Source organism: Anditalea andensis (genome assembly GCF_000714815.1).
In the GTDB taxonomy this organism is placed as follows: domain Bacteria; phylum Bacteroidota; class Bacteroidia; order Cytophagales; family Cyclobacteriaceae; genus Anditalea; species Anditalea andensis.
In genome coordinates, this window is sequence record NZ_JMIH01000021.1 from 1 (window position 1) to 14,127 (window position 14,127).

A 14,127-nucleotide genomic window follows, 5' to 3' on the forward strand; every position below is an offset into this window, starting at 1 on the left:
TTTACTAGTGGGTAAGTTCGACCCCTCCAGGGTCGTGGGGAGGATGAATACCTGTTTCCCATGGGTAGCTACCCATGGCTATTGAAAGGTTTGACCCCTATCGGGGTCGGGGATAGACAGGTGGAGATATGGATAAGACCGCGGCACAGGGGCCTATTCCGGACAGTGAAGCTGTCGAACTCCTTGATAGCCTAGGGTAAAAACCATTATAAACAATTTCAGGCAACCCTATAGGGATCGGTGATAGATGGAATTATAAAATATTATATGTTAAATATATCAATTATATGTTTTACAATCCTTTCGGCTGTTTTCCCATCCCAAAGCGGGATTTCTTGCCCTTTCTTCCAATTTCCGGCAAACAGTTTTTCCATGGCAGGTGAAATGGATTTCGGATCATTTCCCAACAGCTCATTGGTTCCCATAGTAATGGTTTCAGGCCTTTCCGTATTGTCCCGCAGGGTCATGCAGGGAATGCCCATCACGGTGGCCTCCTCGGTAATTCCTCCCGAATCGGTCACGACGGCCTTGGCCCGTTCTACCAGAAAATTAAATTCCAGATAACCCAAAGGCTCTATCATATGCAGGGCATCATGGACAATCCCCAAGTTTTCCAAAATCTTGCGGGTACGGGGATGCACCGGAAAAATAAGGGGAAGCCCCTGGGTATGGGCCACGATCTGCTCGATCAGTGCCCTTAGTTTCTCCTCCTGGTCTACATTGGCAGGGCGGTGAAGGGTCATTACGATGTATTTGCCCACATCCAGTGCCTTTTGCTCCCATATCTCCGGCTGTTTGAAGCGGGGTCTGTGTTTGAGCAGGGTATCGATCATGGTATTGCCTACCCTGAAGATCCGCTCCTCCCCCACACCCGAACGGATCAGGTTTTGGTCTGCTGCTTCCGTGGTGGTAAAAAAATAATTGGTAATGCTATCGGTCACCATCCTATTGATCTCCTCCGGCATGGTCCAGTCCCCGGAGCGGATACCCGCTTCCACATGGGCCACAGGCACCGATAATTTCTGGGCGCTGATGGCACAGGCCATGGTGGAGGTAACATCTCCTACCACCAGGCAAAGGTCCGATCTGGATTCCAACAATAATTTTTCATAGCCGATCATGATGGCAGCCGTCTGCTCTGCCTGGGACCCCCCTCCTGCTCCGAGATTGACATCCGGCGGGGGAATATTAAGTGCTTCGAAAAAGCTACCGGACATGTTTTGGTCATAATGCTGTCCGGTATGTACCAACCTGAAGGAAATGTCATGGCCTCTATCACTTGCCTGCCGGATGGCATCGATGATAGGGGAAATTTTCATAAAGTTGGGCCTGGCACCGGCTATGAGGTCAATTTTCATATAAATGGGGCTTAGGATGGCAAGTTACTATTTTGAGAGGACTATGGGGGCAAGTGCAACGATAAATATATAAGGGAATTGATGTCCCTGGAGAGAGGAGGGACGAAAGGCAGTGGAGAGGTACAGGAATGAAATGTTCAGGTCGATCCCTTATACAGCGTACTTTCCACCGAACGGAGGGAGCGGAGAAATCTCAGTAACGGGATTTAATCCGTATAAGAGACCTCTCCGCTACACTCCGTTCCGGTCGACGTGACGGCGTGTTGGCGGCCGAGGAGACGGGACGAATGAGTAAGGTCGACCCCTGTAGGGTCGTAGGGATGACGAATCCCTGTTTACCATGGGTGGCTACCCATGGCTATTGATGGGTTTGACCCCTACCCCTTTAGGGTCATGGTCCAGTTTCGAGGTGACGGAGTATGGAGAGGACGGAGCCTCTATACGGCGTCTTTTGGACCGACCGGAGGGAGTGGAGAAATCTCAGCAATGGAATTTAATCCGGATGAGAGACTTCTCCGCTAATGTCTAGGGTACGATCGGTGGAGATGCGTATAAGAGACCTCTCCACTACACTCCGTTCCGGTAGACGTGAGGGTGGAAGAAACGATAACAAATACCCTTTTAATCTTTTGCTTTGCTGAGCAGCGATTTGTACCAGGGCTTTTTTTCTTCTTCTTCGTGGTATCCGTACGATTTGCCGTTTCCATATCCATATCCGTAACCATAGTTACCATAATCCCCATAGGAATTGACAATGTATACGTCATTGAATACGGCATACAGTTTCTTGATACCTCCTTTGGTCTTCAGGTCATTGATGACCTGCACGGCATTTTTATGGGAATAATTCTGTCTGAACACAAACAGGTTGATATCGGCATATTGAAACAGCTCTTTGGTTTCAGAAACCAGGCCTACCGGAGGGCAGTCCATGATGACCACATCATATTCCTGCTGTATTTCTTTCATCACCTGTGCAAATTTGGGCTGCATCAGGAGCTCTGCCGGATTGGGAGGAGTAGGTCCGGCCAATAAGATATCACAGTAAGGAAACCCGGAAGGTTTGACCACCGTGCGCCAGTCTGTAGCCGAACTGAGTACCGTACTCATCCCCACATCATTGGTCAATCCAAAGTCATCGGCTATCCTGGGTTTTCTAAGATCAAGACCCAAGATGATGGTTTTTTTTCCTATCAAAGAATAAACCGAAGCGGTATTAAAAGCAGTAAAGGTTTTGCCCTCCCCGGAAATGGCGGAGGTAAAAGAAAGGGTAAGCGATCCCTTATGGTTGGGCAATAGGTAGGCCATGTCAGCCCGCAGGTTACGGAAAGATTCTGTCACCATGGAGCGGGGTTTGGTCAGGACCACTTTCTTATCCGAATAACTGCTCCTTCCGATCATGCTGATCAGTGGCACTTTTAAGGTGTGTTCCAGTTCCTCAGGATCTTCTACTTTGACTTTTAGAAAATTTCTTCCAACGATAATAACTATTGGAATCACAAACCCTAAAATAAATCCAACGAGTAAATTTAAAGTCCGCTTAGGTGCAACTGGAATATTACCAGCTCGGGCATAATCCAATATAGTATTATTTGGGATATTAGAAGCTTTGGTAATCTCTGATTCAGCCCTTTTTTGTAAAAGATAAACGTATATGTTTTCATTGATGGTAAACTGCCGCTGTATGCCCAACAGGTTTCTTTCTGTTTCGGGCAGGGCATTAATGTCCCTTTCCACATTTCTGACCCGCTGATTCAGCTGGGCCATGAGGTTTTCATTATTACTTAAAGCACTGTTGACATTTTCTAACAATGCCTGCCGGGTACTTTGAATTTTGCTTTTTACTTCCCTAACGGCAGGAGTTTGATCTGAAAAGTTAGCGGACAGTCTTACCCGCTCACTTTGTAGCTCTGCCAAATTAATAACTAATGAATTCAGCAAAGGATCTTGGATCCCAATGACGGATGGAGCAACCAAGTCATTCAGCTGCTCATTGCTCAGGTAGGTCTGAAGGGTTTGGTAATATTTAATACGAAGTTCAGCCTCTCCTCGTTCTCTTTCCAAAGCTTCTAAGCGTTCGAAAATAATAGTACCCTCCTTACTTAAGTTAAAGATGCGGTTTTCACTACGGTACTTTTGCAGCCTGTTTTCGAAAAAGGTCAAGGAATCAGTAATACCACTCAGCTGCTGATCGATAAACCTGACGGTATTTTCGGAAGCCTGGTTTTTGATCTTCAGCTCCCGCTCTAGGTATACTTCCATTAGTTTATTAAGATAGTCCTGACCAAGTCTCCTTAGGGGGGTTTCTAAACTAAGTGCCAATAAGGAAGCCTGCTTATTGAAAGGAGTAACATCGATTTTTTCTTTATAAGATAACGCCAAAGTAGGAGTATCTATTAACGTAATAAAAATTGTCTCCCCATGATAACTGGAGGTATTGTCAATTTGAAACTTGAAGTGTTCCCCTTCAATCATTTGACCAAACTGATAGGTACCTTCCTGAAAATTAAGCTGATCGAGTTTTGTTTTATAGAAAGGGTCCTGTGGATTGAATAAGGCAAAATCATCTTTTTCCAGGCTTAGGTTGAACGATTTATTATCCAATACCTCTATCTTCCACTGCCCCCCGACCATCTGTGGATGGGTCCAGTCTACCTGCACGTATACAGGAATATTGCCATAAACCTGTCTCTTTTTGAATAGGTCATCTTCATAATAGGAAACATTGATGTCCAAGGATCCGATGGCTTCTTCCGCTAGGCTAAATGATTTCAGTATCCCAATTTCATTTTCTATATTGTTTTTGGGCGCAAACAAATTTCCCCCGTCAAAGAGGTCCGCACCCAATGAAGGTTTGTCATCAGAGATCAGAACCGTAGCCTCTATCTTATATACCGAAGTCATGTATTTGGTAAGCACAAATGCACCAGCTACTCCTATGATGGCAGATACCAGTATATATGGCCAGTAACGCAGGTATTTGAAGAGTAACTTACGTAGGTCGAGGGTCTCTTCTTCTTCTATGACCTGATAAGGAGAATGATTGGGTTGCTGATTCATACTATTAACGGGTAAAGAAATTCAAAATAACGATCAGGGCGGTAAGCGAAGTCACGGCAATGGAAAGGGACTGGGCGGCGTTCTCACCGGTACCCCACTCCCGCTGCTTCAGCGGCTCGGCATAAATCTGGTCATTGGGCTGAATGAAATAAAAGGGGGAACGGATGATGTTCCGGTCATTGAGGTTTAACCGGTACACCCGGGTGCCCTCGGGATACTGTCTGACCAGCACCACCTCATCCCTTTTGGCCACGGTGGTCATGTCCCCGGCATGGGCTATGGCCTCCAAAATAGTCATCCTGTCCTGCAGGACCACAAATTTACCCGGTCTCCTGAATTCTCCCAAAGCACTGTAGCGGATGCCTCCCAGTTTTACTTTAACGAAAACATCGTTGGTAGCGTATTCTCTCAATTTATTTTCTATGGCAATCCGGCTTTGTTCTATCGTCAGATCCTGGACTTTTATATTGCCTAGGATAGGCAATCTAATTTCCCCCTCTCGATTTACCGTATACCCTGTCATATAATAAACATCCCCTCCTCCTTGACTTGCCATCTGCCCACCTGCCATGCCACCTTGCATGCGAACGGATTGACTAGAAAACCGTTTATTAACTTCATCATCACCCGTCTGTACGGTGACATCGATGATATCATTGTACTGAAGCTTATACTCGGGAATATCATAGGTAATGAGTTCCCCATCTTCTATAGGAGGAAGGCCTTCGAGGTTTTGGAGATAGATGATCTGACTGTTTCTCACACAGGAACTTGAGGCGACGATCAGCGTGCACCACAAAAATAGGTTAAATATCTTCATCGATTTATTATATTCAAGTCGCTTACACAGGATAGAAAGCAAGCAAACATAGCTAAAATCATTGAGATCTAAGAAGTTTTTTTTGTGAAAAACCCATAAAAAAATCTATATCATTCCGTATTTCACAATATATATACCTTGATTTTAAGGAATAATCAAAAAGAATTCATAGCATGGCTTTTTTTCCCATATATAAAAATATATTTTTTATATTAAAAAATGCTTTTGCTGCCAAAAACCTATCTTCCTAGGTACCTTTTAATGGTCACCTGCATCTGCAGCATCATGTCCAGAGGGATCAGTTTATTTTTAATACGGTTACCGTCCACATTAGAAGAAGTGGCGGTGATAAAGGTACCTTCTACGCCAATGTCCCAGAGTCCCTCTAAGTTGGTACTAAGCCCGGCTCGGATCGGAATGTACAAAGTGGTGGAGCTATTTTCTACTTCTCGGAGCAGCAGGGGTTCAGAAGCTCGCTCCCTGGGCAAGGGCACCTCTTCAGTTCTGCTGGAATAAAGAAATCCCAATCCCATACCGGCATAATAGTTAATGGCATAGCCCACATAGCCCGGAGGAGTAGGATTGAACTGGTATACCGGCATCAGGTCCAGGAAAAACGCCTGGCCCGTAAAATGGATGGCCTGGTCTTCAAATGCAGAACGGTTGGTATTGCCAAAGTTACGCAAGCCATAATCTCCCGCATCCATGAACTGTGCCCCAGCCGTGGCCCGAAAGTCCCACTCCGCTGCCATTTCCCGGCTATAACTGATACTAAAGGCAGGAGAAACTTCAAAGCGGAATTCTTTATACCGTCCGGCATTGTCCCCATAAAGCATGGCCGGACCTACGGCTACCGTAAAATTATCTCTTGAATATTGCGCCTGCGCAAAGGGAACCGCTGCATAAAGAAAAATGATTACGCCTAAAATTTTATTCATATTTACCTAATATTATTCGCTTGGAAGCCCAAATTTAGATAAAATCTATAATAATTAGGTTGTTTATAAGAAAAGAAGCCAGAAAAAGTTGTAATATGTTCCACTATTGTATAGGTAAACAACTTTTATATGTATACAATCAATAATTGATAAATGATAATTGATAAGTTTTATTTAACATTGAAAAAGGGTGTAAATGAAGCAGGAGCCTAGTAGGCTCCTGCTTCATCTATGGTGGTTAATGATTATTGGTTATTATAGCCTTGCTGTTACTTTTTCTTTGGGCAAAAAACCTTTAATATCATATATAACGGAATTTTTATTGCTCAATTTATCCATATCAAGTTCATAAAACTCCTTATGAGCCACAGCCAAAATGATGGCATCATAGGTCTCCAGCTGATCTTTATTGTTTGCTATATTAAGGTTATACTCATGTGCGACTTCTTCTTTGGAGGCCCATGGATCATACACGCAGATATCAGCATCATAATCCAGCAGTTCGTGATAAATGTCTATCACCCTTGTATTGCGCACATCGGGACAGTTTTCTTTGAAAGTAAAGCCTAAAATAAGGATTTTAGCATTTAATACAGTCACTTTGTTTTTAAGCATCAGCTTCACTACCTCTTTGGCCACAAATGCACCCATCCCATCATTTAGTCTTCTTCCTGCCAGAATGATCTCAGGATGATAGCCAAATTCCTGTGCCCGCTGGGCCAAATAATAGGGGTCTACCCCAATGCAATGTCCTCCTACAAGTCCCGGAGAAAAGTTTAGAAAATTCCACTTGGTACCTGCCGCTTCCAATACTTCCCGGGTATCAATACCCATCCTGGTAAATATCTTGGCCAGCTCATTTACAAAAGCGATGTTGATATCCCTTTGGGCATTCTCAATGACTTTAGCCGCTTCTGCTACTTTAATGGAAGGTGCCTTATGTGTACCAGCTACAATAATGGAGCGATAAAGCTCATCGACCTTATCAGCGACTTCTGGTGTGGAACCAGAGGTTACCTTTAGAATCTTGGTAACGGTGTGTTCTTTGTCCCCTGGATTGATCCTTTCAGGTGAATAACCCGCAAAGAAATCGACATTAAATTTTAATCCTGAAGCTTCTTCCAGAATAGGAACGCATTCCTCCTCGGTAACACCGGGATAAACTGTAGATTCGTAGATGACTATATCTCCTTTTTTTAATACCTTCCCCACTGATTTAGAAGACTTGATCAGAGGGGTCAGATCAGGCCTATTGTGCTTATCAGTAGGAGTAGGTACAGTTATGATGTAGATATTGGCATCGGCTATATCTGCTACCACGGTGGTACAGTAAAGCCCATGTCTTCCTTCTCCCAATTTATTGGCTGAATCAACCAATACGGACTTAAGGTTTTCATCTTCCACTTCCATGGTGCTGTCGTTTCCTTTATTCAGTTCACCCACTCTCTTTATGTTAATATCAAAGCCAATTACTGAAAACTTCTTTGAAAATTCTACGGCTAGTGGCAATCCCACATAACCAAGGCCTATGACGGCAATATGATTTTGCATCTTATAAGTTATTTATTTATCCTTTAATGGCTTGAATATACTGATCGCTGATATATCTCCAAGTATAATTTTTTTCTGCCAGCACTTTCATTTTCTTGGCATATTCATCTCTTTTAATCAAAATACTATTTTCCGTACTATTAAATAATTCAGAAATAATAGTTGATAATTGTACCTGATCTCTGAAATAGATGGCTTGTTCGGAGGTGCTTGCCTTATTATACGCTACATCATATGAGATTATAGGAAGCCCCAAATACATTGCCTCTACCAAGGATGGATTGGTACCTCCGGCACTATGGCCATGAAGGTAATAAAAACAATTAGACCGTAAAGCATTCAACTCTAATGTATCATAAATGGGATTCAAAAGATATATATTACTTTCGTTACCATATTTTTCTATTAGATGCTGACCAAATTTGCTGGCTTCCCAATTACCGATAATAACATAAGGCACTTTACTTTGGGCTTTTAAAAAACCTTCTATAAGCATGATAAGGTTATTTTCAGGCTCAATTCTACATACTGTAAATAGAAATTTATGTTCTAAAAAGGGATATTTATCTAAATAAAGATCCTTATTAACAGCCGAAACGTGATCTCCACCATAAGCTATAAAAACCGACTCTTTGTGATATTCTTTATTTACATGTTTTTGGATATGTAGATTATCTGTAATGACGGTATCCGAATAATTTACGGCTATCTTTTCCGACATCTTTAAAAATTTTTTGGCAAAGAAATTCCATTTATCTCTTTTCCATTCCAGTCCGTCAATATTGGTAATTATTCTTCCTTTAAACGATTTCTTTATAATAGGAAGCGCTATAGCACCTGAAACGCCTAATACCAACAGATAATCGTTTTTCCTAAAAGATGTAAACAGAGATAACATATCATAGGCAATACTTTGAATACCATTGGCCTTTAGATTTAAATATACAAGCTCAGCTCCCTTATATTTGCTAATTTTATTGCTATAACCATCCGCTTCACAAAATACTGTCACATCAAAATGCGCAGGCAAGAGATCCAACAGGTTTTCTACCAAAGTTTCAAAACCACCATAATTGGCCGGGACGCCAACAATTCCTATAATGGCTAATTTCTTTTTACTCATTTAAATTCCTGTTCATACTTTTAACCAATTCACTTCTTTGCTCTTCAGATCTTATAAGGGCCGGATCTAAATGCCTATCCAGTAATCTTTGTGTTTTTGATTTTCGGCTTCTGTTTTTGGCCTTTGACACTTCTTCTAAGGCATCTAATATTAAAAAATATCTAAGTGACGGCTGATTGTCTGGGTATACAAAGTGCGCATCCCCTGATGGCACATGAGCGTATATAGCATTTTCCCTAATATTAGAAGACCATTGATTATAGGCCCACCTTAATTTTCCATTGTACCCCTTTACATTGGCCAACATCATTAAGTAATAGGTATCCACATTGCTAGAAGTCATGAGCATATTAGCTCCTTTGTCAAAACAAGCCGTATAAAATGTCGTATGTTTTCCCTGCAGTTGCCTATCCTTTAAAATTTGAGCATCCATAACCACATTAGAGGGGATAGAATAATCGAATATATAAGGGGAAAGTTTGGCGTGAAATGCACCTGCATACCCCAGTTTAAAGTCAGGGTTTATACTGTGAATAAATTTCGCTAATTCTATAGTAATGTCTACATCTCTCTCATCTACATAAAACATAACTTTATCCAGCCATCCCTTGTCAGTTAAATAAACTTGAAAATCTTCTAAAAAAGGTCTCCAAAAGTCATGGTGTACAGGAGTATTGGGTACAGTAGAAATAGTTACCACCTGTCCGGTAGTTTCGTCCAAATAAAAAAAGTTATTGTTCCAGGGATACAAATTATGTAAGGAAATATGCTCATCTACCCCTTTGGAGAAGGCCAACTCTACATATTTTTCAAAGTTACTATAGTCGTAAACATAGTTCCCTTCTTGATCTCTTTTGACCTGAATCATCATTTGCGTGGGATCTCTTACTTGAGAGTTATAAGGGTCCCAAAATACAGTGGCTGTAACCACTTTTTGATTAATTTCATTCAATTGTTCAAACATCACTTCTAGATGTCGATAGTGCTCTTCTGACCACGGATCAAGATTATAAAAATCAGCAATTGACATTGGAAATTGCCAAAAATCTAGTTTAAAATCCATGTTCGATATTGCAGGAAGTTTTCTATTGATCACTTGAATGTTTGCAGTAACCTCTGCTTCTCTATTATTTTGCTTGATATTTACTGAAATGGGAATGTTGCCTCTTCTCATCGATTCCTCAATTTCTACTTTCAATAAAACAAAACTGGTTGTACTATCAGATCTGAATTTATTCTCAGATATTTTAACAGCCCTATCAGGAACCCTCGCCTGTTTAAATTTACCTTCCGCCTTTTCTGTTCCACAAAAACCAGCAGCGTAATCAGCCAAAACATAGGCCAGATTGAAGCTTTCTATATTAATTCTATCATTTGTATTATTTATATCCAATTCAATATCCTGGTTTGCCTCTGACTCTATCTTTAGCACCATTAATAACATCTCTCCTCTCCAAGCGCTATGTTTAGATCCTTCTGGAAGAAAATCATCAAAATCGTATATGGATGTAAACCCTACACTTAAAGGCTGCTGGGCCATAGTTTGGCAACGAACAGAAATTATACAGATAAAAAGCAATAAGAATCGCAATAAAGTTTTCACATTAATTTGTTTTAAGTTAAATAACCCTTTCTGGATACAAATATCTAACCATTAAATTTAATAATATAACTAAAACAATAATCTTGTTTCAAACCTTTTCCTGGATGGAATGAAGTTGGATATTTACAAACTGAGACATTCTATTATGATAAGAAGAAATAGAAAAATTTTTCATATATTTCTCTCTAGCATTAACGCCCAACCTTTTCCGTTCCGAAGCATCAGCAATTAAATTATCCAGCTCCAGAGCAAAGCGATGGGTATCATCATTTTTAATCAAGAGACCTGATTGCCCATGGACGATAGCCTCCGCTGCTCCTCCGGTATCTGTTGCCACAACGGCTTTAGCACAACACATGCCTTCCAATACTGTAGTGGGAAAAGGATCTTTCATGATGGATGGAACGACTAAAATATCCGTAGCATTAAGATATTTACTGACTTCTGTAGTAAAGGGGATGTACTGTATTTCAATGACACTTTTAGTGATATCTTGTATTAATTTATTGACATACTTTTCACCAAACGGCGCAGGTCCTCCTATTATTCTCACGCGTACAGACGATTTATCTTTAATCAAGTCTAATGCTTCCAAAAAATACCATATTCCTTTTTCTGGTTTAATTCTGGCAATTAAGGTAATGGTACATTTATCAGGGTCATTCTTGAATGTAGTATCAGGACTAAAAAGATCAGGGATCCCATTATGAATAACTTTTATTTTATCCTCAAATGATGAACCTGCTTTAAGAAGATTATCTTTTACCGCATGTGATACAGCCAAAATGGAAGTTGCCCATTTTAGAGAATACTTATTGATAATTTGACTGACTATTTTAGGGGATTCTAAAATCTCATGGACATGGACAAGAGTTTTGATCTTCAGCCGACTAGCAATCGGCAAAACTAAAAAATTACTTAAAGTATTGACGTACAACAGATCAATAGGCTCCTTTTGATGTTCGTACTTTAAAAATCTATAGAAATCTTTGACCAACTTAATGGCCTGCAGTCCTCCGGAAATGGAAAACATTTTTCTTTGGATAACAGGTAGACTGGGACATTCCACCATAATTACACCCGGATTATTTTTCTCTATAAAAGCAACTAATGGACCCTTAAGTTCAGGCAGCAATAATTGGATTCTACTTTCTGAAGGAAATGTCTTTAGTGCCAAAGATAGAATTCTATTGGCCCCATAAAGATCGGTGGTAGCATTAATTACTAATATTCTCATTTTTATATTGTATAACGGTCAGTATGGAAGCGATAAAAAGATAAAAAACGTTTGTTACAAATTCCTGTGTAAAAAACTGGGTAACAAATAAGTAGAAGAAAAGTACTATGGAAAGTTTATAAGCTTTGCTAATAAAAAAAGTATAAATTAACAAAAGAAATGAAGATACAATATATCCAAAAAGTCCCAAAAACCCATAAGTATGCAGTAGCATGGCATAGCCATTTTCTATATCCGGTCTATGATCCCATTTTACACGACTTACAATTTCAGGAGCATAAAAATTATCACCTTTGCCTAATAGGTATCCAAAAAATGTATTATTATTCCAAAATGATAAATAAAAACCTTGAAGTAATTCCGATCTAGACTGAATAGTTCCCATATTAAAAATAAAAGCGTATAGTTGTTCGTAGAAAACAACTATACCTATTAGAAGAAAGAAAGCTGAAATAAAAAAAAATTTTCTACTATACACTGAGAGAATTATAAATAAAAAAAGAAAGGAAGACCTATTAAAAGTCAAAAACAGGCTTATCATCACTATGAAAAATTGGAAGCCAAACTTTTTTTTAACCAATTCAAAATTTAAAACTATCCAAAGAATACAAAGCGTACCAAAAGTCTGAACGGTGGAAGCAAAGCCTTTAAAAGGTAAAATGAAAGGTAGTCCTTTATCAGCCATGCTAGTCACGGCCAAATTAGGTCCATTGATGTAAGCCAGTATGCCTAAAATACAGCTTAATAATATATAAATAAAGAGGGTTTGATGAAATGTTCTAATCCATTGTATTTTCACTATAACAAAAATGAAAAATATCCCCACCACAGGGTAAAAAATCATGGGTTTAAAGGTTAAATTAAAAATGCTAGAAGAAAAGGCAAGAAGTACCCAAAAACAAAGTATAGATAGATTAAAGGCATTTATACTAAGCTGAAAAACAGTAACAAAAACAAGGTAAAGTAGAAAAACAAATAAAAAAAGCTTATCAATGGGAAGGCCCAAACCATTGACCATAAATCCAAATAAAAAAACCGCAATTATCTTATCAAAAATAAACTTGTTGTAATCCATTACAACACCCCCGGATATGGGATGTAAATATTTATGATTAATATCCACCATCAAACCACGTCTTTAATCTTGGCCATTTGTATGAATCTGGAATATTTAGTTATTTTATTAACCGCAGACTCCTCAAGGTCTTCTATAGTGGCATCGATATAGAGAGACCTAATCCTTTCTATTTCTTGAAAACAACTTTCCTTATCCGTGGCAAAAAAACCTAAATTTACTTCGCTGAGAATTATTTCCATGATATCATTGTCTGTAGGGCATAATAATACCGGTTTTTTCAGTCCTATATATTCATATAGTTTACTGGAAGGAATACCTTTTAGATTGCCATAAGAAATTCCCAGTACAGCATGGGCTTTAAGCAAGAATTTGATAGCGTCTGCACGTGTCAGTCTTTCAGTAACTTTTACATATTGTTGGATTGAAGGATGGATAAGTCCTTCAATCCGCTTTTTTTCTTTAATATCAAACCCCGAACCTAAAAACACAAGTTGGAAAGGTTTGCCTCGGTCTTTACTTACTTTTAAAGTGTCTAATATAATTTCTATATTTTGAGAAGGATATACCGTTCCACTATACACAATAGTAAAATTATCAAATAATGGTGGTCTGGAAAATGCCAATAACGATTCTTCAAATCCATTTTCGATGGTGATACCAGGCACATTTAAAAAATTAGATATCCTATTGGTGTATTGGGGTGAGACAGAAATAATATGGTCTGCAGTGCTAACCCATCTTTTTTCATAAAAAGATTCTATATTAAAAATCAATTTTCTTAAAAATCCATTGCCTTTTTTTCTCTGAAGTTCATTGGTACTCCAATCATCACGGTAATCAGCAATCCATTTTAGCTTAAATAGTTTATGGGCATAGTATCCTATTTTGAATAAGTAAAAAGGTTCACCAGAGACTATGAGATGGTTATATTTCTCATTCATACAAAGTTGAGTAAGAAATGGGAAAAAATTTGAGTACGAAGTAAATCTTAAGGTAATACCAGCAAGAATAACATCTATCAATTTTACCAAAAAGAATAAAGGCCTTAAAGCTGTTTCTCCCCAATGATAATAAGCCCTATCTAATATTCCGGGATGAAAGGGTAAATAAAACACTTCAAAATGCTCATGTCTTTCATGCCTTACCTTATGGCCTATAGCTTTTTTAGTATCAAAATGGGATTTGATATCAGCTTTCCATTCTCGGGTGATAATTGTGGGATAATAACCAAGCTTATGGAAATTTTTAGCCCAATAAGTTATACGTTGTGAAGGCGTAAGGGTACATGGTTCAAAATAGAAAGAGATAATTATGTTTTTTTTCATTATATGCTGAACAATCCAATAACTTAATGGATCA

Annotated in this window: 11 protein-coding genes; 1 reads left to right on the plus strand and 10 read right to left on the minus strand. The window is 39.3% G+C overall.

The features are described from left to right. Positions 1–263 precede the first annotated feature (263 nt). Entirely contained in the window at positions 264–1,358 is a 1,095-nt protein-coding gene (wecB, locus tag EL17_RS11855) for a non-hydrolyzing UDP-N-acetylglucosamine 2-epimerase (protein ID WP_035074235.1), read from the minus strand. Positions 1,359–1,698: 340 nt separating this feature from the next. Here wecB and EL17_RS11860 point away from each other — a divergent pair, with 340 nt between their 5' ends. Then, positions 1,699–1,887: a hypothetical protein gene (locus EL17_RS11860; RefSeq protein WP_035074237.1), complete on the plus strand. Its 189-nt coding sequence runs from the start codon at positions 1,699–1,701 to the stop codon at positions 1,885–1,887. Positions 1,888–1,979: 92 nt separating this feature from the next. On the opposite strand, the gene EL17_RS11865 is transcribed toward EL17_RS11860, so the two are convergent. The 9 genes from EL17_RS11865 to EL17_RS11905 all read right to left on the minus strand — a co-directional run bounded on the left by EL17_RS11865 (position 1,980) and on the right by EL17_RS11905 (position 14,093). Next, complete coding sequence (locus EL17_RS11865; RefSeq protein ID WP_035074238.1) at positions 1,980–4,418, minus strand: GumC family protein; 2,439 nt, start codon at positions 4,416–4,418, stop codon at positions 1,980–1,982. A 4-nt stretch (positions 4,419–4,422) separates the two neighbouring features. After that, a complete protein-coding gene (locus tag EL17_RS11870; RefSeq protein ID WP_084166202.1) occupies positions 4,423–5,238 on the minus strand; it encodes a polysaccharide biosynthesis/export family protein in 816 nt (271 codons plus the stop codon). 239 nt (positions 5,239–5,477) lie between these two features. Further along, positions 5,478–6,176: a hypothetical protein gene (locus EL17_RS11875; RefSeq protein WP_035074240.1), complete on the minus strand. Its 699-nt coding sequence runs from the start codon at positions 6,174–6,176 to the stop codon at positions 5,478–5,480. A 255-nt stretch (positions 6,177–6,431) separates the two neighbouring features. After that, positions 6,432–7,727: a nucleotide sugar dehydrogenase gene (locus tag EL17_RS11880; RefSeq protein WP_035074242.1), complete on the minus strand. Its 1,296-nt coding sequence runs from the start codon at positions 7,725–7,727 to the stop codon at positions 6,432–6,434. 16 nt (positions 7,728–7,743) lie between these two features. Continuing rightward, positions 7,744–8,850 (minus strand): DUF1972 domain-containing protein, encoded by a 1,107-nt coding sequence (locus EL17_RS11885; protein ID WP_035074244.1) that lies wholly within the window; start codon positions 8,848–8,850, stop codon positions 7,744–7,746. Next, positions 8,843–10,390, minus strand: a complete 1,548-nt coding sequence (locus EL17_RS11890) for a glycoside hydrolase domain-containing protein (RefSeq protein WP_035074246.1) — start codon at positions 10,388–10,390, stop codon at positions 8,843–8,845. Before EL17_RS11890 ends, EL17_RS11885 begins: the two co-directional genes overlap by 8 nt. A gap of 151 nt (positions 10,391–10,541) precedes the next feature. Next, positions 10,542–11,690 carry a glycosyltransferase family 4 protein gene (locus tag EL17_RS11895; RefSeq protein WP_035074247.1) on the minus strand — a complete coding sequence of 383 codons (1,149 nt, stop codon included), beginning with the start codon at positions 11,688–11,690 and terminating at the stop codon, positions 10,542–10,544. Beyond that, complete coding sequence (locus EL17_RS11900; protein WP_035074249.1) at positions 11,671–12,816, minus strand: hypothetical protein; 1,146 nt, start codon at positions 12,814–12,816, stop codon at positions 11,671–11,673. Before EL17_RS11900 ends, EL17_RS11895 begins: the two co-directional genes overlap by 20 nt. Beyond that, a complete protein-coding gene (locus tag EL17_RS11905; RefSeq protein WP_035074252.1) occupies positions 12,816–14,093 on the minus strand; it encodes a glycosyltransferase family protein in 1,278 nt (425 codons plus the stop codon). The genes EL17_RS11900 and EL17_RS11905 overlap by 1 nt, the downstream gene beginning before the upstream one ends. Between the last annotated feature and the right edge of the window lie 34 nt (positions 14,094–14,127).

Excerpts from the sequence above, each read along its gene's own strand:
- wecB (WP_035074235.1), bottom strand. The coding sequence starts at position 1,358 with ATGAAAATTGACCTCATAGCCGGTGCCAGGCCCAACTTTATGAAAATT.
- EL17_RS11860 (WP_035074237.1), top strand. The coding sequence starts at position 1,699 with ATGGGTGGCTACCCATGGCTATTGATGGGTTTGACCCCTACCCCTTTA.
- EL17_RS11865 (WP_035074238.1), bottom strand. The coding sequence starts at position 4,418 with ATGAATCAGCAACCCAATCATTCTCCTTATCAGGTCATAGAAGAAGAA.
- EL17_RS11870 (WP_084166202.1), bottom strand. The coding sequence starts at position 5,238 with ATGAAGATATTTAACCTATTTTTGTGGTGCACGCTGATCGTCGCCTCA.
- EL17_RS11875 (WP_035074240.1), bottom strand. The coding sequence starts at position 6,176 with ATGAATAAAATTTTAGGCGTAATCATTTTTCTTTATGCAGCGGTTCCC.
- EL17_RS11880 (WP_035074242.1), bottom strand. The coding sequence starts at position 7,727 with ATGCAAAATCATATTGCCGTCATAGGCCTTGGTTATGTGGGATTGCCA.
- EL17_RS11885 (WP_035074244.1), bottom strand. The coding sequence starts at position 8,850 with ATGAGTAAAAAGAAATTAGCCATTATAGGAATTGTTGGCGTCCCGGCC.
- EL17_RS11890 (WP_035074246.1), bottom strand. The coding sequence starts at position 10,390 with ATGGCCCAGCAGCCTTTAAGTGTAGGGTTTACATCCATATACGATTTT.
- EL17_RS11895 (WP_035074247.1), bottom strand. The coding sequence starts at position 11,690 with ATGAGAATATTAGTAATTAATGCTACCACCGATCTTTATGGGGCCAAT.
- EL17_RS11900 (WP_035074249.1), bottom strand. The coding sequence starts at position 12,816 with ATGGTGGATATTAATCATAAATATTTACATCCCATATCCGGGGGTGTT.
- EL17_RS11905 (WP_035074252.1), bottom strand. The coding sequence starts at position 14,093 with ATGAAAAAAAACATAATTATCTCTTTCTATTTTGAACCATGTACCCTT.